General features: G+C 66.9%; 17 protein-coding genes. 12 read left to right on the forward strand and 5 right to left on the reverse strand.

All coding sequences use genetic code 11. The features are described from left to right. Positions 1 to 2: 2 nt before the first annotated feature. On the forward strand, positions 3 to 2,099 hold the full coding sequence (locus tag KHO41_RS19005; protein WP_211954833.1) for a TonB-dependent receptor family protein: 2,097 nt from the start codon (positions 3 to 5) through the stop codon (positions 2,097 to 2,099). An 842-nt stretch (positions 2,100 to 2,941) separates the two neighbouring features. Here the strand turns inward: KHO41_RS19005 and KHO41_RS19010 are convergent. Then, positions 2,942 to 4,360: a DUF1254 domain-containing protein gene (locus tag KHO41_RS19010; protein ID WP_211954834.1), complete on the reverse strand. Its 1,419-nt coding sequence runs from the start codon at positions 4,358 to 4,360 to the stop codon at positions 2,942 to 2,944. A 245-nt stretch (positions 4,361 to 4,605) separates the two neighbouring features. Further along, positions 4,606 to 4,971 (reverse strand): short-chain fatty acid transporter, encoded by a 366-nt coding sequence (locus KHO41_RS19015; RefSeq protein ID WP_211954835.1) that lies wholly within the window; start codon positions 4,969 to 4,971, stop codon positions 4,606 to 4,608. Between the two features lie 258 nt (positions 4,972 to 5,229). Here KHO41_RS19015 and KHO41_RS19020 point away from each other — a divergent pair, with 258 nt between their 5' ends. Next, on the forward strand, positions 5,230 to 6,924 hold the full coding sequence (locus KHO41_RS19020; RefSeq protein WP_211954836.1) for an MBL fold metallo-hydrolase: 1,695 nt from the start codon (positions 5,230 to 5,232) through the stop codon (positions 6,922 to 6,924). An 11-nt stretch (positions 6,925 to 6,935) separates the two neighbouring features. Here KHO41_RS19020 and KHO41_RS19025 read toward each other — a convergent pair whose 3' ends face one another. Together KHO41_RS19025 and KHO41_RS19030 are read right to left on the reverse strand one after the other, a co-directional pair. Beyond that, entirely contained in the window at positions 6,936 to 7,730 is a 795-nt protein-coding gene (locus KHO41_RS19025; protein WP_211954837.1) for an anti-sigma factor family protein, read from the reverse strand. Continuing rightward, complete coding sequence (locus KHO41_RS19030; protein WP_211954838.1) at positions 7,717 to 8,340, reverse strand: RNA polymerase sigma factor; 624 nt, start codon at positions 8,338 to 8,340, stop codon at positions 7,717 to 7,719. Before KHO41_RS19030 ends, KHO41_RS19025 begins: the two co-directional genes overlap by 14 nt. Before the next feature lie 200 nt (positions 8,341 to 8,540). Between KHO41_RS19030 and KHO41_RS19035 the strand changes: the two genes are divergently transcribed. The 6 genes from KHO41_RS19035 to KHO41_RS19060 all read left to right on the forward strand — a co-directional run bounded on the left by KHO41_RS19035 (position 8,541) and on the right by KHO41_RS19060 (position 13,462). Continuing rightward, positions 8,541 to 9,428: a metallophosphoesterase family protein gene (locus KHO41_RS19035; protein WP_211954839.1), complete on the forward strand. Its 888-nt coding sequence runs from the start codon at positions 8,541 to 8,543 to the stop codon at positions 9,426 to 9,428. A 24-nt stretch (positions 9,429 to 9,452) separates the two neighbouring features. After that, a complete protein-coding gene (locus KHO41_RS19040) occupies positions 9,453 to 9,827 on the forward strand; it encodes a cupredoxin domain-containing protein (RefSeq protein WP_211954840.1) in 375 nt (124 codons plus the stop codon). 71 nt (positions 9,828 to 9,898) lie between these two features. After that, positions 9,899 to 10,720, forward strand: a complete 822-nt coding sequence (locus KHO41_RS19045) for a class I SAM-dependent methyltransferase (RefSeq protein WP_211954841.1) — start codon at positions 9,899 to 9,901, stop codon at positions 10,718 to 10,720. A gap of 128 nt (positions 10,721 to 10,848) precedes the next feature. Beyond that, positions 10,849 to 11,820 carry a GGDEF domain-containing protein gene (locus KHO41_RS19050; RefSeq protein ID WP_211954842.1) on the forward strand — a complete coding sequence of 324 codons (972 nt, stop codon included), beginning with the start codon at positions 10,849 to 10,851 and terminating at the stop codon, positions 11,818 to 11,820. A 144-nt stretch (positions 11,821 to 11,964) separates the two neighbouring features. Then, the gene (locus KHO41_RS19055; RefSeq protein WP_211954843.1) at positions 11,965 to 12,117 is read left to right on the forward strand and encodes a hypothetical protein; all 153 of its coding nucleotides are present in this window, start codon (positions 11,965 to 11,967) and stop codon (positions 12,115 to 12,117) included. Positions 12,118 to 12,259: 142 nt separating this feature from the next. Further along, the gene (locus KHO41_RS19060) at positions 12,260 to 13,462 is read left to right on the forward strand and encodes a GGDEF domain-containing protein (protein WP_211954844.1); all 1,203 of its coding nucleotides are present in this window, start codon (positions 12,260 to 12,262) and stop codon (positions 13,460 to 13,462) included. A 25-nt stretch (positions 13,463 to 13,487) separates the two neighbouring features. Here the strand turns inward: KHO41_RS19060 and KHO41_RS19065 are convergent, their stop codons facing one another. After that, the gene (locus KHO41_RS19065; protein WP_211954845.1) at positions 13,488 to 14,504 is read right to left on the reverse strand and encodes an AraC family transcriptional regulator; all 1,017 of its coding nucleotides are present in this window, start codon (positions 14,502 to 14,504) and stop codon (positions 13,488 to 13,490) included. Between the two features lie 166 nt (positions 14,505 to 14,670). Between KHO41_RS19065 and KHO41_RS19070 the strand changes: the two genes are divergently transcribed. The 4 genes from KHO41_RS19070 to KHO41_RS19085 are packed head-to-tail and all read left to right on the forward strand — an operon-like array spanning position 14,671 to position 19,097. Beyond that, on the forward strand, positions 14,671 to 15,804 hold the full coding sequence (locus KHO41_RS19070; protein WP_211954846.1) for an acyl-CoA dehydrogenase family protein: 1,134 nt from the start codon (positions 14,671 to 14,673) through the stop codon (positions 15,802 to 15,804). Between the two features lie 60 nt (positions 15,805 to 15,864). Further along, positions 15,865 to 17,388: a CoA-acylating methylmalonate-semialdehyde dehydrogenase gene (locus KHO41_RS19075; RefSeq protein ID WP_211954847.1), complete on the forward strand. Its 1,524-nt coding sequence runs from the start codon at positions 15,865 to 15,867 to the stop codon at positions 17,386 to 17,388. Positions 17,389 to 17,420: 32 nt separating this feature from the next. Continuing rightward, on the forward strand, positions 17,421 to 18,314 hold the full coding sequence (gene mmsB, locus KHO41_RS19080) for a 3-hydroxyisobutyrate dehydrogenase (RefSeq protein ID WP_211954848.1): 894 nt from the start codon (positions 17,421 to 17,423) through the stop codon (positions 18,312 to 18,314). A 12-nt stretch (positions 18,315 to 18,326) separates the two neighbouring features. Then, a complete protein-coding gene (locus KHO41_RS19085; protein ID WP_211954849.1) occupies positions 18,327 to 19,097 on the forward strand; it encodes an enoyl-CoA hydratase in 771 nt (256 codons plus the stop codon). Positions 19,098 to 19,101: the final 4 nt, after the last annotated feature.

Raw genomic sequence — 19,101 nt, forward strand, 5'->3', positions numbered from 1 at the left:
TCATGAAACGAGCCAGACAGTGGCGGCGCGCCGCGGCGCTGCCAGCCGCCGCATTGACGGGCGCTGCCATCGCGCAGACCGCCCCCGCTACGGGGCCGGAACCTGTGACACTGCCGACCGTCACCGCCACGGCCAAAGCCGAAGGCTCGCTGACCGTGCCAGGCGTCGCCAAGCAACGGGAATCGCTGTACCAGTCGGCCGGTTCGGTCGGCTTCGTCGACGCCGAGAGCTACGCCAATACCTACGCCAGCAACCTGCGCGACGTTTTGAAGGATGCACCGGGCGTTTACGTACAGGAGCGCTACGGCCAGGAATTGCGCCTGTCCATCCGCGGCTCCGGCATCGCGCGCGGTTTCCACACGCGGGGACTGGAAATCCTGCAGGACGGCGTGCCCACCAATTTCGCCGACGGCAGCGGCGACTTCTACCAGATCGACCCGATCGGCCTGAACGCAGCGGAAGTCTACAAGGGCGGCAATGGCCTGGCCTATGGCAGCACGACGTTGGGCGGCGCGATCAACTTCACCACGCCCACAGCGTTCACCGCCGAAGCGCCAAACCAGGTGCGCGTCGACGGCGGCAGCTTCGGCACGGTCCGCGCGGCCGGCCAGGTCTCGCGCCAGAACGGCAACTTCGATTTCATGGCCAACCTGAGCGTTGACCACTCGGAAGGCTACCGCGACCATGAGCGCGGCCAGTACGAACAGCTCAACGCCAACTTCGGCTATCGCTTCAGCCCGACCGTCGAGACGCGTTTCTACGTCGGCGCCTATGTCGTCGACCAGTTGCTGCCCGGCACGCTGTCGCTGCAGGACGCGCTGAACAACCCGACCAAGGCCTCTGCCAGCGCGCTCGCCGGCGACCAGGCGCGCAATACGCGCACCGAGCGGCTGGCCAACGTCACCACGGTGAAGCTCGACAGCGGCCAGCTCGACTTTTCCACGTGGGTGATCCACAAGAACCTGTACCACCCGATCTTCCAGGTTATCGACCAGGACTACTGGACCTATGGCTTCGCGCCGCGCTACACGGGCACGCAGACCATTGGCGGCATGCGCAACCAGCTCATCGCCGGCGCAAGGTTCTTTGGCGGCAACAACGATGCGCGCCAGTACGTAAACGTCTCGGGCGACCGCGGCGCACAGACGCTCAATTCCCGGCAGGATGCCTACAACTACGAGGCTTACTTCGAAGATCGCCTCTACGTCCTGCCCACCGTGGCGGTGATGGCTGGCGCCAAGGCCTACTACAACCAGCGCCGCTACACGGACTATGGCGGCCTGCCAACCAATCCGGTGCCAAAGTCCGACGACACCACGTACAGCGGCGTGAACCCGAAGTTCGGCGTGCTTTGGGAGCCGGCCAAGGACATTCAGGCGTTTGCCGACATCACACGCAGTGCCGATGTGCCGGACTTCAGCGACCTGAACCAGACCATCAGCACCACGACCCAGTTTGTGCCGCTTTCCGCCCAGCATGGCTGGACGCTGGAACTCGGCACACGCGGACGGCGCGAGCGGCTCGGGTGGGATCTCACGCTGTACCGCTCGCTGGTGCGTGACCAGCTGCTGCAGTACACGACCAATCCCAACGTGCCGGCTGCCACATTCAATGCCAACCGCACTACGTTGCAGGGCGTTGAGCTGGGCCTGAGCGCCGACCTGCTGCAGAACGTCGCTACCACGGCCGACAAGGTCACGCTGTCGCAACTCTGGAACTACAGCGATTTCCGCTTCGACAACGACCCGCAGTATGGGAATAACCGCATCGCGGGCGTGCCCGAGCACGTGCTGCGTACCACGCTGGCCTACAGCCAGGCGTCAGGGCTGCGCATCGCAGGCACCATCGACTGGGTGCCGACCGGCGCCTACGTCGACTACGCGAACACGCTCAAGGTGCCGTCGTATGTGCTGTTCGGCGTGCAGGCTAGCTACGATTTCAAGCAAGGCCTGACGGTGTTCCTTGATGCGCGCAATCTTGGCAACAAGCGTTATGTGAGCGATTTCAGTACGGTTACCGATGCGCGTACTGCCAACACGGCGGTGTTCTATCCCGGGACCGGGCGGGCACTCTATGCTGGGGTGCGGTACAAGTTTTGATGGATTGCTGCGGTTATGGCAAGACAGAAGGTCGAAATTGAGGGGGTGTCGTTCTTGGCTGGCGGCGCTGTTTCGCCGGCATGGCCGGCGGGTTCTGGTTGAGGCCGAGGTGTCGCTCTTGGCGGGCGCCGCTGTTTCGCCGGCGTAGCCGGCGACCTACTCTTTTGTCCGAGCGACAAAAGAGTAGGCAGAAAAGCGCGTCGTTGCCGCTGGCCATCAATTCCACGGTGGCAGGGGTTCAAACGGCTTTGGACGCCTGCGATGGTGGTCGGCCGTTCCAACCTGCTACGCCATGTGAGTCAGAACCTGTGCCTGGCGCGGCACGGCTTTTGGACGATCCCCAAGACGGACTCGGGTACAGCGTTTCAATCAGGTCAGTGGTGGGACGCCTTCGGCTGCGCTGCGCGCACGTCGTAGTTGGGGTGCAAGCTCATCAGCGTCGTGGACGCCCGAGGTCCATTTCCTCTCTTTAATTCGCGCATGTCGCGTGGGCATCTTCACCGAGGCGTGGTTTGCCTTGGGCCTGCGTGCTCAGACTTGAGCTCTGCGCGTAGCGCAGCCGAAGGCGATTACACGATACCGGTAGTAGCAGGGGCCACAGACGCTTGCAGGGCTCGTTCAATCAGCGCTGTAATTCTGACCACCGTGGTGCCCCACGCGGCAGGCAGCGTGAAGAACTCTGAAGCCTATACCCGTACAACACCCCTGGCACACTACGATAAAAATTCGCCCCTTTGGGGCAACCTCTTGACGCGTTTTTGCCTACTTTTGCCGCTCGGGCAAAAGTAGGTCGCCGGCTACGCCGGCGAAACAGCAGCGTCTGCCAAGAACGATAACCCGCCTCAATTCGCCCGCTCAACCGGAGGCGGCATCCACGAGCCATCGAGCAGCGCCTGCTCCGGCCAGTACGCACGCAGGGTCATGTTGAGCCCGTCGGGCGGCGCAGGCAGCCAGTTGGCCATCTTGCCGCGTTCGGGGCGCGCATGCTGGATGTAGATGTCCAGCGAGCCATCGCGGTTGTAGCGCAGGCGGTCGCGGCTGCCGATCGCATAGCGGCCGATCGGGTTGTCGACGAACGCCTGACGCTGGTTGTACAGCGACAGCGACCAGAACGCCCTGGCAGGCGGCAACTGGTCCTTGGCGAAATGCAGGACGTAGCTTGTGCTGCCCTGCAGCGCCTTGCCGGAGGCATCGGTCCGGGTGGAGGCGTAAATCGCGTCTTCCGGCAGGTTGGCGCCAAGCCCGACCATGGCCGTGACCGCACGGCGGCCATAGTTGGTACCGTAATTGCCGAGGTCGCGGTGCATGACCCAGCCATTGCCCGCATCGGCGTTGCCCTTGCGGGCCGTGGCGGCAATCGCCTGCAGCGCTGCGGTGGCACCTTCCTGCACGGCACGCGCGGTGGCCGGTTCCATGACCGTGGTCTTGAACGGCACGCCCGGTTTCAGCCCCATGCGGCGGATCTTCTCGATCATGGCGGCGTCGGCCTCGGCGGGCGGATTGGCCGGCAGCAGGCTGGCAAAGCGGCTGAAGAAGGCCTGCGCGTCCATGGCCGCCACTTGCTCGACCGGCGGCGACTGCGTGTCCAGCGTCGCCGAGCGCGGTGCGGGCTTTTCAGGCGCCGCGCGTACGCCCATCTGCCATGCGGACAGCGGCGTGAGGCGGTACTGGTCCTGCAGGCGGTGCACGACCGGGAAATCCTTCTTGCCGTTGGCCTGGGTGCGGCCAATCAGCCAGACCATGGCCGTAGGCGACTTGATCTGCTTCATGCCCTTGGGCAGCGGCCCTTCCCAGCCCGGGCCCGTGATCACGAAGTTGCCGCGCTGCGTACCCGTGGTGCGCTTGCCGGGCGAGGCGAAGACATTGGTCCACGCATCCATCAACGGCATCAGGTAGTAGCGGCCGCGGGTATCGGGCACGGATAGCACCACCGGCTCCTTGGACAGGTCGAGCCAGGCCGACGAGTACAGCGTGTCGGCGTTCGGCGTGACCACGTCCGTGAAGGTCGCGTCCGGGAAGGTACGCTTGTGGCTGAAGGTGTTGGGGGGCGTGCGCAGGCTCATGAGCTCGCGCGTTACGTCCATCAGCACCAGCGGATAGGCATAGGTAAAGACTTCGGCGGACAGCGCCTTCATTGCCTGGTTCGACGGCGGTTGCACGACGGCAACAGGGGCCGTCACCGGTTCAGGCGTGGTGGAGCAGGCGCTCAGCAGCACGGCAAGTGCCGCGATGCCGGCCAGTTGGCGGATGGATGGATTCATGACCCCGTTTCCCTGATCTGTTTTTTTGCGGCCATTTATACGGGGTCTGCAGGTGGCATGGTGCCATGTTGCCCCGGAGGCGCATCTATTACGTCCGAATCATGTCCGCACCGCCGGGTGCGTGTCAATTCCTCTGAAGAAGGGCTTCGAGGGGAAGCGTACGAATCGGCGCCTTACGGGCCGCGCCGCCATCAGACTGTCTGCCTCTTGCAACAGCTTGCAGCGATGATTTCAGCGCGCAGCGCTCAGTAGCGCAGCTGTACGTCGTCCGCGCGGGCGGTGCGTCCGTTGTAGAGGCAGGTGAAGCGGAAGCCGATCGAGGCCTGGCTGCTGTCGGGCTCGAAGGTGCCCTCGCCCGTCACCATCGCCATGCCGCCCGGGCGCTGGTAAACCTGCTCGCGGTCTTCCAGAATGAAGAGGCTGCCGGGCTCGGGGTGCCCCTTCCTGACGTTGGCGGTGACGGCCTGCTCGCAGGCGTCGATCGCCACGCGCGGCGCGATCCTGGGCTCGGCGGGCGGGCGCGACACTGGCCTGGTCGCCTGCTGCGGCGGCGTTTCGCATGCGGTCAGCAGCAAAGCGAAGGCCAGGCAAAGGTACGAGGCTCGGGACAAGGAACATCCTCCTTCGTCATGTGCAGTACAGCAATCAGAGTAGGTCTTTCGGCAGGAAATGCCAAAGGCACTATTGTGCACTGCGCCACCGCCTGCGGAGATCCCCGAAGCAGAGCGAACCCCTCATCGCCGCTACACTATGGGCCGAAGAATGAAGAAGCGCAGCGCAGAACGCTGCACGAAACGTCGTACCCACGCCGGCACCAGACCGGTTCAGCCACACACTGCCGCGCGGCCCTGCCTCCGCGCGCTGACACAATGACAACGACAGAGACAACCACGAACCGACCTGCCAGTCCCTCCAAGTCCCTGCGCGCTGCCGCCAGCCTGCTGGTGGTGCGCGACGGTCCGCAGGGCATGGAAGTCCTGCTGGTGCGGCGCGTCGAGCGCGCCAACGACCGCAGCAGCGGCGCCTTCGTGTTCCCGGGCGGCACGCTCGACCCGGAACAGGACAAGGCGCTGCACATTCATGCTGCCGGCCTCGACGACACCGCCGCCAGCCAGCGCCTGAACCTGCCGTCCAACGGCCTCGACTTCTACCTGGCCGCCGTCCGCGAATGCTTCGAGGAGGCGGGCCTGCTACTGGCCTACCATCGCAACGGCGACCTGTTGGCCCCTGGCCATCTCGATGACGCCCAACTCGATTTCCTGCGCCAGGCCGTACAGCGCGGTGGCCCGGGTCTGGCACACGCATGCGCCGAACTGGGCCTGCGCCTGGCATCCGACCGCCTGGCCTACCACAGCTACTGGCTCACGCCGCCGGGCCTGCCCAAGCGCTTCGACACGCGCTTCTTTGTCGCGATTGCGCCTGCCGGCCAGATCGCCGTCCACGATGGCATGGAAATCGTCGAGCACCGCTGGATCCGTCCCGGCGAAGCCGCGGACCCGGCCAGCGGCCTGCCGATGATGCATGTCACGCGCCGCACGCTGCAGTCGATCGCGCATTTTGCAACGGCACAGGAATGCTTCGCCAGCACCTCGCTGCTGCGCGACATCGCGTGCATCATGCCCCGGCTGGCCAAGGGCGCGGCGGGCGTCCGCCCCGTCATGCCCAACGAATCGTGCTATGCCGAGATCGGCCGGATCGACCCGGAAGGCAAGACGCACGCGCGCTATGAACTGGCCCCAGGCGAGCCGGTGCAGCTGTCCGAACGCGTCTGGCGTGTCACGGCCAACAACGGCAGCGTCATGACCGGGCCGGGCACCAATACCTATCTGGTCGGTGGCGGTGCGCGCAATGAATGGGCCGTGATCGATCCGGGCCCTGACGATGCCGCGCATGTGCAGGCCGTGCTCGCCGCCGCGCCGGGCCCGATCCGCTGGATCCTGGCCACGCACACGCACATGGACCATTCGCCCGCCGCGCCCGCGCTGCAGGCGGCCACAGGCGCCACCGTGCTGGGCCGCGCCGCGCCGGCCACGCAATGGCAGGACATCGCCTTTGCGCCGGCCCGCGACCTGCAGCAGGGCGAGCGCATCGCCATCGGCGACGACTGCACGCTGCGCGTACTCCATACGCCGGGCCATGCGTCCAACCACCTGTGTTTCCTGCTCGAGGAAGAGAAGACGCTCTTCACCGGCGACCACGTCATGCAGGGCTCGACGGTCGTCATCTCTCCGCCCGACGGCGATATGCGCGCTTATCTGGATTCACTGGCCGCGTTGCAGGAAGAGGACCTCGAATGGCTGGCGCCGGGCCACGGCTTCCTGATCACCCGTCCGCAAGAGGCCATCCGCCTGCTTGTGCGCCACCGCCTGCACCGCGAAGCCAAGGTGCTCAGCGCGCTGCGCGATCTTGGCCCGGCCCCGATCGAGGCGCTGCTGCCACGCGTCTATGACGACGTGCCGGAGCGCATGTACCCGGTCGCCCAGCGCTCGCTGCATGCGCACCTGCTCAAGCTTGTCGCCGACGGCAAGGCGGTGGAAACAGACGGCCGCTGGCAAGCCGTCTAGCGTCGCTATGGTTAGGGCGTGGCTGCGGGCGGGCCTGCCTGCCACGTCCGCCGCAGCGTTCGCAGGTCGTCGGCAGATGCATCCGTGATGGCCAGGAAACGCATGCCGTCGGCATCCCAGCTTTCGAGCTGGTAGCCCTGCCGCGATCCCGATACCTTGGGCGGCAAGCCTGCCTGCCCCGGAACGAAAACGAAGATGTCGACGGGATGCCGGTTGCGCCGGTAGACCAGCACGGCCACCGGGCGCCCGTCCACGTAATCGAGCCTGCCTCCGGCCAGCACGAAACCCTGCGCGGTCAGGTCGCGCACCACGGGCGCATAGTCAAGCCGCCCGTTGAACCACGGCTTGACGGTGTGCTGGTCCAGCGATGCGACGTCCATGGCGCGGCCCGACAGCAACGCCCGTACATGGCTCGCCACCAGTTCGCGGGCCACGATGTCCGCGTTGTACCGGTAGCTGGCCAGTTGCCCGATGCCGAGGGCCACGGCAACCACCATCGCCAACGCCAGGCCCGCGCGTGCGGGAGTGCTCCAGGCGAGCCACTTGCCGAAGCCAGCCCATTTATCCCTGGTGGATTGCTGCGGCGGCGTGGGCAGGCTGGCCAGCAGCCGGGCCCGCAACTCGCCGTCCGCGCGATGATAGGTAGCGCCTTCGCGAACCGCGTTGCGCAGCGCCTGGATGCGGGCGATCTCCGCAGCGCAGACCGGGCAGGACGCCAGGTGCGGACCCAGCCGCGCCAGTTCGCCCGGGCCGAGTTCGCCGTCCGCGCTGGCATGCAGCAGCAGCCGTGCTTCATTGCAGTCCATTGCCCACCTCCCCGGCCGTTCCTGCCAGGCCATCGACCCTTGCCACGCCGCCTGAGGGCTGTCCGGCCCGCTCGACGCGCAGCGCACTCACCGCCGCCGCGAGTGCCTGCCGTGCGCGCGCAAGGCGCGACATGACTGTGCCAAGCGGAATCGCGGCAACCTGAGCGATGTCGCGGTAACACATGTCCTCCAGCTCGCGCAGCACGATCACTTCGCGCAGCGGCGCGGACAAGCGCGCGAGCGCTTCATGCACGAGACGAACGTCTTCCGCACGCAGGAGGCAGCACAGCGGCTCGCGGTCGGCGGCGTCCTGCCAGCCGGGCCAGGCCTGGGCAGCATCGACGCCGTCTTCGTACGACGCGGCATCGCGCGACGGCTGGTCGCGGTTCCAGGCGGAGAACCACGTGTTGCGCACGATGGCAAGCAGCCAGGGCCGCGGCCGGTCGCCGTGATAGCTGCCAAAGTAGGTGTAGGCGCGCAGTAGCGCCTCCTGCACCACGTCTTCCGCTTCGGCCGCGCTGCCGCTCAGCCATCGCGCGAGGTTGTAGGCCGCATCGAGGTGCGGCAGGACCAGCTCGGCAAACCGGCGGCGCTCGTCAGCGGCGTTCACGGCACTCCTTTGGCTTGATCGGACGGAGCACGCTCAGGGCCTCCGCACGTCGTGTTTACCGGCGTCCGCTCCAGTTTATTCCGCTGTCGCGGCAATGCCGTGCCGCCAGCTGGCCGCCAGCTCTTTCGCCGGAATAAAAGTGGTCGCCTCCCGGTAAGACAGGCAACCGGCCTCCACCGGTACGCCCACAGGAGAACACTATGTCAGCCATACCTTCGCCCGATCGCCGCGATTTCCTGCGTCTTGCCGCCGCGGCCGGCGGCGCCGTGCTCGCCTCGGCGCTGCCGGGCTGGGCCGCCTCGCCCGGCAAGGATTTCTACTTCGTGCAGCTGTCCGACCTGCACTGGGGCTTCCAGGGACCGCCCAATCCGGACGCGCGCGGCACGCTGCCGAAGGCCATCGCAGCGGTCAACGCGCTGCCCGCGCCGCCGGATTTCATCGTCTTCACGGGCGACCTGACCCACACCACCGACGACCCCGACGAGCGGCGCCGCCGCATGCGCGAAGTGAAAGCGCAGATCGACACGCTCCAGGTCAAGACGCGCTACCTGATGCCCGGCGAACACGATGCCAGCCTCGACCGCGGCGAGGCGTTCCAGGAGATCTTCGGCCCGACGCATTACAGCTTCGACCACCAGGGCGTGCATTTCGTCGCGCTCGACAACGTATCCGATCCCGCCGGCCGCGTCGGGGCGGCGCAGATCGACTGGCTGGCCTCGGACCTGGCGCGCCTGCCTCGCGAAGCGCCGATCGTGGTTTTCACGCACCGGCCCCTGTTCGATCTCTATCCGCAATGGGACTGGGCCACGCGCGACGGCGCCGACGTCCTGAAGCGCCTGGACCCTTACAGCAATGTCACCGTGTTCTATGGCCATATCCATCAGGAACACCATCACCAGACCGGCCAGATCGCCCATCACGCCGCACGCTCGCTGATGTTTCCGCTGCCGGCGCCGGCATCGCAGCCGCTGCGCCAGCCGGTGCCATGGGATGCCGAACACCCGTACCGGGGTCTGGGATGGCGCCAGGTGGCAGCCCGGCAAGCTCCGCCGCGGCTGGCCCTGGAAGAAAAGCCCGTCATCGCCTGAGCACGGCCAGCCCGGAGAACAATCATGATCCAGGAACGTCCCTTCCTTCCCGATCGCCGGCGCCATCTGGTGTGGCTCGCGGCCATGGCGGCCACGGCGCCGTTCTGGACGGCCTCGGCCGCCGTGCCGCGGCGCATCGCCGTCACGGCGCGCCGCTTTGTCTTTACACCGGACCGCATTGCCCTGCACAAGAACGAGTCGGTGATCCTTGCACTGACGGCACTCGACGTGGTGATGGGTTTCAGCGTGCCCGATCTCGGCATCCGCGTCGACCTGCCGCCGGGCAAGACCGTGGAAGTGCCCATCAATGCCGCCGCCGCGGGGTCGCACCTGTTCCTGTGCGACATCTTCTGCGGCTCGGGGCACGAGTCGATGAACGGGCAGATCGAGGTAACTTGAGGGTGGCGCCCCACTCCGCCTAGCATGAACGGTGTCGCCGGCCTTTCTGTCCGGCGTGAGGAGAGACCGCCATGCAGCAACCCGGCAGCAGCGACAAGGCCTTCACGGGCGCCATCCCCGAGCTTTATGAGCGCTACCTCGTGCCGATGATCTTTGCGCCGTATGCCGCTGACCTGGCACGCCGGGCCGCCGCCCTTCGGCCGGCCAGCGTGCTGGAAATCGCAGCCGGCACGGGCGCCCTGACGCGAGAACTGGCCCAAACACTGCACGCAGACGCGGAGATCGTCGCCACGGACCTGAACCCGCCCATGCTGGCGCGGGCTCAGGCCGTGGGCACCAGCCGCACGGTGAGCTGGCAGACCGCAGATGCCATGCAGTTGCCGTTTGATGACGGGCGTTTCAATCTCGTTGTCTGCCAGTTCGGCGCCATGTTCTTTCCGGACAAGGGCGCGGCATTCGCCGAAGCGCGCCGCGTGCTGGCGCCGGGTGGCACGCTGCTGTTCAACGTTTGGGACCGCATCGAGGATAACCACTTCGCGCATACCGTCACCCGGGCGCTGGCCGGACTGTTCCCCGATTCGCCGCCCGATTTCATGGCGCGCATCCCGCACGGCTACTACCGGCAAGCCGAGATCGCCGCGCACCTGCAGCAAGGTGGCTTCCGGTCGGAACCAGCGTTCGAGACACTGGCGGTCACAGGGACGGCCGCTTCCGCGCACATCGTGGCGGTGGCCTACTGCCAGGGGACGCCGCTGCGTGCGGACCTGGAATCCCGAGGTTCCGATGCCTTGCAGCGCGCTACCGAGGCCTCGGAGCAAGCCCTCGCGCAGGAATTCGGGACGGGGCCTGTCGCGGGCCGGTTACAGGCGCATGTGATCGCCGTCCAGTCCTGAACTCAGCCACGGGGGCGCCCGGCAAATGCCAGCGCTGATCGGGTGGCTCGTCAATTCGAAGAATTAGGGTCGTTACGGCAGACGATTCATGGCGCCGTGCATCCTCGATTTTTCGTAGAATCGGCCGCATGCTTCCTCCGCCGATTCCTGCCAACGAACCGCTTCGGCTTGCTACGCTGAAGTCCCTCGAGATCCTCGACACCGCTCCCGAAGAGCGCTTCGACCGCCTGACACGGCTCGCGCGGCGCCTGTTCGGGGTGCCCATTGCGGTGGTGAGTCTTGTCGACGCCAACCGGCAATGGTTCAAGTCGTGCGACGGCCTGCCGGACCGCGAAGCGCCGCGCAGCACATCGTTCTGCGGCCACGCCATTGTCAGCGACGACATCCTGCTGGTACCCGACGCACGGCTGGACGACCGCTTCCATGACAACCCGCTGGTCACCGGCGAGCCGATGATCCGCTTCTATGCCGGACGTCCGCTCGCCGCGGGCAACGGCGCCCGGCTCGGCACGCTGTGCCTGATCGATACCCGCCCGCGCGAGTTCGGCACAGAGGACTGCGCGCTGCTCCACGACCTGGCGCAGATGGCGGAGCAAGAGCTGGCGGCAGTCCAACTCGCCGGCATGGATGATCTGACCGGCCTGTCGAACCGGCGCGGCTTTTCGTCCATGGGGCAGCAGGCGCTCGCCACGTGTGCGCGCCAGGACCGGCCCGTCACGCTGCTGTACTTCGACATGGACGGCTTCAAGCCCGTCAACGACCGCTTCGGCCATGCCGAAGGCGACCGCGCGCTGACGGCCTTCGGCGGCCAGTTGCGCGACGCATTCCGGCAATGCGGCGTGGCCGCGCGTATCGGCGGCGACGAATTCGCGGTACTGGTGAGCGGCTCCAGCCCGGCCGACGAGGACGCCGCGCTGGCCCAGTTGCGCGATGGTGTCGGGCGCTGGAACGCCGCCAATTCGCTCGGCTATGCGCTTGGGTATTCCGTCGGCAGGGTCATGTTCGACGCTCAGCGTCATGCCGGCATCGACACCCTGATGGCCGAGGCGGACGCCGCCATGTACGCCGACAAAGTCCGCCGCCGCGGCAGTCGGCATTGATTCGGCAACCGATCCCCACCCTGGTAGGGACAACCCCCAATCAGGTGATGTGGGGTTAGGCTCTGTTTTTCATAATGTCCTCTTGACCGGTCATAGAGCCTTAGAGGCTTAGAGCCTTAGAGCCGGATCCAGAAGGGGTCAGACATGGAATACGTTACGTCGCTGGGCGCCTATATGGTCGCCTTCCTGGTTGCGTTACTGGTCGCCGCGCGCTGGCTGCTGAAGCATGACCCGGCCCTGCGCGCCGAACCGTTTCGGGATCCCGACAGCCCGACCTCCGCCCGGCCCGGCGACTGACCGCGGACGTTTCGGCGTCTGACCGGCCACCCCAACACGGCGACGCGCCACGGCGGGCGTGGTGGACTGGAGGGCCGGCCTTCCCGTACGCCGTATCATGGCGGATTGGCCTTCCTGCGGGCCCGCACCTGGATTTCCACTGATGTCCGTCCCTACCGCGCTGCTTGTCATCACCGCGGCCCTGAGCGCCATGATGCTGGCCATCGTCTGGTCACTGCGCCGCTGCGGGCTGCCCGGCGTGCCCGACTGGTGCAACGCGAACCTGGTGGTCACCCTCTCGCTGGTGCTGTTCGCGCTGCGTGGCTATGTCAACGACATTTTCTCGCTGGTCATGGCAAACGCCGCCCTGGCCGGTGCGCTGGCGCTGTTCTATGCCGGTTGCGTGCGCTTCTGTGGCGGCGAGCCACGCTGGGGCAGGCTGGCCGCGGGCCTGCTGGCCACCATGGGTGTGGTGGTGGTCTGGCGCTATGTCTTCGATGTCTTCACCACGCGGGTGGTCGCGGTCTCCGCCTTTCACGCGGTGCTGTGCGCGCTGACGGGCCTCACGCTGATCCGCTGGCGCCCGCATGGCCGTGCCGGCGGCTATCACCTGACCACCGCTGGCTTTGCGCTCTTCTTTGCTGCCTGCCACACCGTGCGCGGACTGCTGTCGGCGTTCTCGCTGATGGGCGATCCCTACAGCCTGCAGTCTCTCGGCCTCAACACCTTTTTCCTGACGCTGGGCGCCCTGGTCATGCCGGCCCTGACCATGGGCGCGGTGCTGATGATCCACGACACCATGGTGCGCAAGCTCGAGGCCATCGCCAATACCGACGGGCTGACCGGCGTGATGTCGCGCAAGGCGTGGGAGGATATGGCCAGCCGCGTGCTTGCAGCGACGGCCCGCGGTGGAATCCCGCCGGCACTTCTCATCATCGACATCGATCGCTTCAAGGGCGTCAATGACACCTACGGGCACGCTGCGGGGGATGCCGTCCTGAAGGGCTTCGCCAGCCTGGCGGGCGCGCAGGTCCGCGTCACCGATGGCCTGGGCCGGCTCGGCGGCGAGGAGTTTGCCGTCGTCCTGCCGGCCACGCGCGTCGCCGATGCCGTGCGCTTGGCGGAACGCATCCGCGCAGGTGCGGAGCAGCACGCGGTTCATATCGGAGAGCACGGCACGATGGTCCGCTACACCATCAGCGGCGGCGTGGCGTGCTTGCGCCCCGGCGAGACGCTGGCCCTGCTCAGCGCGCGCGCCGATGCCGCGCTGTACCGCGCCAAGCTGGACGGCCGCAACCGGATCGTGGTGCACGACGACGGGCCGGCCGCCGCAACGGTCCCGGCGCGCGAAGCGCTGCCCGCCTGAGTACCCGATCGCTCGGCGAACCAGCTCAGTCTTCCGCTGCCGCGCCGCGATAAGCGCCGGGACGCGACCCTGTCCAGCGCCGGAAAGCGCGGTGGAAGGCGCCGGGCTCGGCAAAGCCCAGTTCCGCCGCAATATCGGCCACAGGCCTGGTGGTACGGCTGAGCGCGTCGATCGCCAAATCGCGCCGGAGCTGGTCCTTGAGGTCCTGGTAGCTCGCGCCCTCGTCCATCAGGCGCCGGCGCAGTGACGATGCCGACAGGTTCAGGCTCTGCGCCAGCGATTCGAACGTGGGCCACTGCTCGGGCCGCTGGTTGCGCAGTTGGCGCCGCACGCGCGCGGCCACGCTGCTGCGGTCCGAATACTTGACCACGACATTGTGCGGTGCATCACGCAGGAATGTCTTCAGGCCGCGCTCGTCCACCCGCACGGCCTGGTCGAGCAAGTCCGCGTCGAACACCAGCGCGGTGGCCGGCTGCCCGAACGCGGTCTGGCGCGAATACATGACCCGGTACTCCTCGCTGTAAGGTGGCTCCGGATAGGTAAACGAGGCCAGCAGGATCGGTACGCGCCGGTGCAGCAGCCAGCTCATCAGGCCCTGCAGCATGATCAGCATGGTTTCCTGCGCGAATATGCCGGGCAGGCGCCCTTGCGCCGCGGATGGCGCCGTCAGCACCAGCGCCGCGCGGTCCTCGTGCCGTTCGACCCGGACGCCGATGTCGTCGAGCAGCAACCCCAGGTATCGCGCGACTCGCTCCAGCGCCTGCGCAAAGGTGCGGCTGGCCGCGACGGCATGGCACAGCATGGCGAAACTGCCGCATTTCATGCTGCGCGAATCCTGGCCGAAGAACTCGTCGTCGAGCGCGGCGGCCACGGCCATCCACAGGTCGCTGTAGCTCGACGTGGAGACGCGCGCCTGCGGCACCGACAGTAGCGCCGGCGCTATGCCGGCACTGCGCAGCACCGGCTCGGGATCCAGCCCGCGGGCCTGCAGCCCCGAGATGGCATGGTGGACAAAGCAAATCGCGACGCTGCCTTTTTCCATAGTCCGGCCAGGACCCGGCGGCCTCAGGCGAGCCGGGCGGATGGCATTCGAGTTCACAAAGAATGGCGGATTTTGGCATAGGAGCCGCGGCAGGCGGTTTCTACACTGCGCCTGTTCACCAGAAAACCATCCGAAGACCCCCTTTATCGCGCGCCGCGCCCCTGCCATGCACAGCGACTACACCGAAGAGCAAATCATGATCCGCGACTCCGCGCGCGCCTTTGCGAGCGAACGGCTCGCCGCTGGCGCCGCCGAGTGGGACCGCGCCGGCCGGCTGCCCGCAGAGGTGGTGGCGGAGATGGGCGCTCTCGGCCTGCTCGGCATGATCGTGCCCGAGGAATGGGGCGGCACCTACACCGATTACGTTGCCTACGCGCTCGCCATCGAGGAAATCGCTGCCGGTTGCGCCGCCTGCGCGACGCTCATGAGCGTGCACAACTCGGTCGGCTGCGGGCCGATCCTGCACTACGGCACCGAGGCGCAGAAACAGCGCTACCTGTCGCGCCTGGCGAGCGGCGACCTGATCGGCGCATTCTGCCTGACCGAACCGCAGGCCGGCTCCGAAGCCCACAACCTGCGCACGCGCGCCCGGCCCTCGGAGCGCGGCTGGGTGCTGAACGGCAGCAAGCAGTTCGTCACCAACGGTCAGCGCGCCGGCGTGGCGGTCGTCTTTGCCTCGACCGAGCCGGAACGCGGCAAGAAAGGGATCTCCGCATTCCTGGTGCCGACCGACACGCCAGGCTTCATCGTCCATGCGCCGGAGAAGAAGCTTGGCATCCGCGCGTCGGACACCTGCGCGATCACACTCGAAGACTGCGAAGTGCCGGCCGATGCGTTGCTTGGCGAGCCCGGCGAAGGTCTGCGCATCGCGCTGTCCAACCTTGAAGGCGGGCGCATCGGCATTGCGGCGCAGGCCATCGGCATCGCGCGCTCGGCATTCGAAGCCGCGTGCCGCTATGCGTCCGAGCGCATCCAGTTCGGCCGGCCGCTGCGCGAACACCCGCCCATCGCCAACATGCTTGCCGACATGGCGACCGAGCTGAACGCCGCGCGGCTGCTTGTGCATCGCGCCGCACGCATGCGTACGCAGGGGCTGCCGTGCCTGTCGGAGGCATCGCAGGCCAAGCTGTATGCGTCGGAACTCGCCGAACGCGTCTGTTCCAAGGCGCTGCAGATCCATGGGGGCTATGGCTACCTCGAGGACTACCCCGTCGAACGCCACTACCGCGACGCGCGCATCACCCAGATCTATGAAGGCACCAGCGAGATCCAGCGCATGCTGATCGCGCGCAGCCTGTAACACCCCGCCCTATTGAAGCTGCCTGACTTGCATCCCAATCCAGAACCGACCGGAGACATCATGAGTGCACTGCCCCAGACCGCCAACGCCGTTCCGTCCGTCCAGTTGCTGATCAACGGCGAATGGGTGGAGTCTTCCGCCACCGAATTCCGCGACGTAGTCAACCCCGCCACGCAGGAAGTGCTGGCGCGCGTACCGCTGGCCACCGCCAGCGAAGTCGCCGCGGCCGTGGACGCCGCCCACCGCGCGTTCGCCACCTGGCGCCATACGCCGATCGGCGCACGCCTGCGCATCATGCTGCGCTACCAGGCACTCATCCGCGAACACAGCAAGCGCATCGCCGCCATCTTGACGGCCGAGCAAGGCAAGACGCTGGCCGATGCCGAGGGCGATATCTTCCGCGGCCTGGAAGTGGTCGAGCATGCATGCTCGATCGGCACGCTGCAGCAGGGCGGCTTTGCCGAGAACGTGGCCGCCACGGTCGATACCTATACGCTGCAGCAGCCCATCGGCGTGTGCGCGGGCATTACGCCGTTCAACTTCCCGGCGATGATCCCGCTGTGGATGTTCCCGATGGCCATCGTCTGCGGCAATACCTTCGTGCTCAAGCCGTCGGAGCAGGATCCGCTGTCCACCATGGAACTGGTGAAACTGGCCGTGGAAGCCGGCGTGCCGCCGGGCGTGCTGAATCTGGTGCATGGCGCCAAGGACGTGGTCGATGCGCTGTGCACGCACCCCGATATCAAGGCCGTGTCCTTCGTCGGCTCGACCGCCGTGGGCACCCATGTCTACAACCTTGCCGGCGCGCACGGCAAGCGTGTGCAGTCGATGATGGGCGCGAAGAACCACGCCGTGGTGCTGCCCGACGCGCACAAGGAACAGACGCTGAATGCACTCGTCGGCGCGGGCTTCGGCGCTGCGGGCCAGCGCTGCATGGCGACCTCGGTCGTCGTGCTGGTGGGCGCAGCGCGCGAATGGGTGCCCGATCTCATCGCCAAGGCGAAGACGCTGAAGGTGGGCGCCGGTGCGGAAGCAGGCACCGATGTTGGCCCGGTGGTCTCCGTCGCGGCCAAGGAACGCATCCTCGGCCTGATCGCCTCCGGCGAGAAGGAAGGCGCCACGCTGGCGCTGGATGGCCGCAACGTGGAGGTCCCGGGCTACGCGCAAGGCAACTTCATCGGCCCAACCGTTTTCACCGATGTGACGACCGATATGTCGGTCTACACCAACGAGATCTTCGGCCCGGTGCTGGTGGTGATCGGCGTGGAGACGCTGGATGAGGCCATCGCGCTGGTCAACCGCAACCCGTTCGGCAATGGCACCGGCGTATTCACGCAGAGCGGCGCGGCGGCGCGCAAGTTCCAGAGCGAGATCGATGTCGGCCAGGTCGGCATCAACATCCCGATTCCGGTGCCCGTCCCCTACTTCAGCTTCACGGGTTCGCGCGGCTCCAAGCTCGGCGACCTCGGCCCGTACGGCAAGCAGGTGGTGCAGTTCTATACGCAGACCAAGACCGTGACGGCGCGCTGGTTCGACGATGCTACGGTGAATGACGGCGTGAACACCACCATCAGCCTGAAGTAAGCACCGTATAAGCCATATCAAGGAGACCAGACATGCATATCGCCTTCATCGGCCTTGGCAACATGGGCGCCCCGATGGCGCGCAACCTGCTCAAGGCCGGCCACACGTTGACCGTCTTCGATCTCAATGCCACCGCCGTGGCATCGCTGTGCGCCGAAGGCGCTGCCTCGGCCGATTCCGCGCGCAAGGCGGTGGCCGAGGCCGACTTCGTCATCACGATGCTGCCCGCCGCCGCGCATGTCCGGACGGCGTATCTCGGTGACGATGGCGTGCTTGCGGGGGTCCGCGCCGGCGTGCCGCTGGTGGACTCCAGCACGATCGATCCCGCTACGGTGCGCGAACTCGCTACCGCTGCGGCGGCGCACGGCAACGCGCTGGCCGATGCGCCGGTGTCCGGCGGCACCGGCGGTGCGCAGGCCGGCACCCTGACCTTCATGGTCGGCGCCACGCCAGAGCTGTTCGAGCAGGTCAAGCCCGTGCTGGCCAATATGGGCCGCAACCTGGTTCATTGCGGCGACACCGGCACTGGCCAGGTCGCCAAGATCTGCAACAACCTGATCCTCGGCATCTCGATGATCGGCGTGTCCGAAGCCATGGCGCTGGGCGTGCGCCTCGGCATCGACGCCAATGTGCTCGCGGGCATCGTCAATACGTCGACGGGCCGATGCTGGTCCTCCGACACCTACAACCCCCACCCCGGCGTGATAGAGACCGCTCCGTCGTCGCGCGGGTACACGGGCGGCTTCGGCGCCGACCTGATGCTCAAGGACCTGGGCCTCGCCGCCGACGCAGCGCGCAGCGTGAAGCAGCCGCTGTTCCTGGGCGCGCTGGCGCAGCAGATCTATCAGGCGATGAGCCAGGCCGGCGACGGCCAGCTCGATTTCTCCGGCGTAATCCGGCAATACCAGCCCAAGTCCGGGGCCTGACGGAGGCGACTGATGATTGAATTTGCCCTGGACGGGCATATCGCCCGTCTCACGCTGAGCCGCCCGCCGGCCAATGCGTTCACCGCGGAAGGCCTGCAGCAATTGCAGGACCTGATTGCGAAGATCGACGCCAATCCGGAAGTCCGCGCCGTCGTCGTCACCGGCGCGGGTGACCGCTTCTTCAGCGCCGGTGCCGACCTGAACGGCTTCGCCGAAGGCGACCGTGCCCATGCACGCGTGATGGCGCAGCGCTTCGGCAGTGCTTTTGAGGCGCTGCAGAATGCGCGGCCGCTCGTGATCGCCGCGATCAACGGCTATGCCATGGGTGGCGGACTGGAATGCGCGCTCGCCTGCGATGTGCGCATCGCCGAGGAGCAGGCGCAGATGGCATTGCCCGAAGCCGCCGTGGGGCTGCTGCCATGCGGCTGCGGCACGCAAACCCTGCCGTGGCTGGTCGGTGAAGGCTGGGCCAAGCGGATGATCCTGACCAATGAGCGCGTGGATGCGGCCACGGCGCTGCGCATCGGGCTGGTGGAAGAGGTGGTGCCGCGCGGCAAGGCGCTGGACACTGCACTGGCCATGGCCGAACGCGCGTGCGCTGTCAGCCCACGTGCAGCGGCGTACAGCAAGCAGCTTGTGCACCTGTCGCGCCAGGGCGTGCCGCGTCAGGCAGCGCTGGCGCTGGAGCGCGAACGCTTTGTCGACCTGTTCGACGGCGAGGACCAGCGCGAAGGCGTCAACGCCTTCCTGCAGAAGCGCGCGCCGCAGTGGCGCAATGCGTAGGAGC

The sequence above is a fragment of the Cupriavidus numazuensis genome (assembly GCF_905397435.1).
Classification (GTDB): Bacteria; Pseudomonadota; Gammaproteobacteria; order Burkholderiales; family Burkholderiaceae; genus Cupriavidus; species Cupriavidus numazuensis.

Bases quoted from the DNA above. Each gene is read 5' to 3' on its own strand.
- KHO41_RS19005 (WP_211954833.1), top strand. From the start codon at position 3: ATGAAACGAGCCAGACAGTGGCGGCGCGCCGCGGCGCTGCCAGCCGCC.
- KHO41_RS19010 (WP_211954834.1), bottom strand. From the start codon at position 4,360: ATGAATCCATCCATCCGCCAACTGGCCGGCATCGCGGCACTTGCCGTG.
- KHO41_RS19020 (WP_211954836.1), top strand. From the start codon at position 5,230: ATGACAACGACAGAGACAACCACGAACCGACCTGCCAGTCCCTCCAAG.
- KHO41_RS19025 (WP_211954837.1), bottom strand. From the start codon at position 7,730: ATGGACTGCAATGAAGCACGGCTGCTGCTGCATGCCAGCGCGGACGGC.
- KHO41_RS19035 (WP_211954839.1), top strand. From the start codon at position 8,541: ATGTCAGCCATACCTTCGCCCGATCGCCGCGATTTCCTGCGTCTTGCC.
- KHO41_RS19040 (WP_211954840.1), top strand. From the start codon at position 9,453: ATGATCCAGGAACGTCCCTTCCTTCCCGATCGCCGGCGCCATCTGGTG.
- KHO41_RS19045 (WP_211954841.1), top strand. From the start codon at position 9,899: ATGCAGCAACCCGGCAGCAGCGACAAGGCCTTCACGGGCGCCATCCCC.
- KHO41_RS19050 (WP_211954842.1), top strand. From the start codon at position 10,849: ATGCTTCCTCCGCCGATTCCTGCCAACGAACCGCTTCGGCTTGCTACG.
- KHO41_RS19055 (WP_211954843.1), top strand. From the start codon at position 11,965: ATGGAATACGTTACGTCGCTGGGCGCCTATATGGTCGCCTTCCTGGTT.
- KHO41_RS19060 (WP_211954844.1), top strand. From the start codon at position 12,260: ATGTCCGTCCCTACCGCGCTGCTTGTCATCACCGCGGCCCTGAGCGCC.
- KHO41_RS19065 (WP_211954845.1), bottom strand. From the start codon at position 14,504: ATGGAAAAAGGCAGCGTCGCGATTTGCTTTGTCCACCATGCCATCTCG.
- KHO41_RS19070 (WP_211954846.1), top strand. From the start codon at position 14,671: ATGCACAGCGACTACACCGAAGAGCAAATCATGATCCGCGACTCCGCG.
- KHO41_RS19075 (WP_211954847.1), top strand. From the start codon at position 15,865: ATGAGTGCACTGCCCCAGACCGCCAACGCCGTTCCGTCCGTCCAGTTG.
- mmsB (WP_211954848.1), top strand. From the start codon at position 17,421: ATGCATATCGCCTTCATCGGCCTTGGCAACATGGGCGCCCCGATGGCG.
- KHO41_RS19085 (WP_211954849.1), top strand. From the start codon at position 18,327: ATGATTGAATTTGCCCTGGACGGGCATATCGCCCGTCTCACGCTGAGC.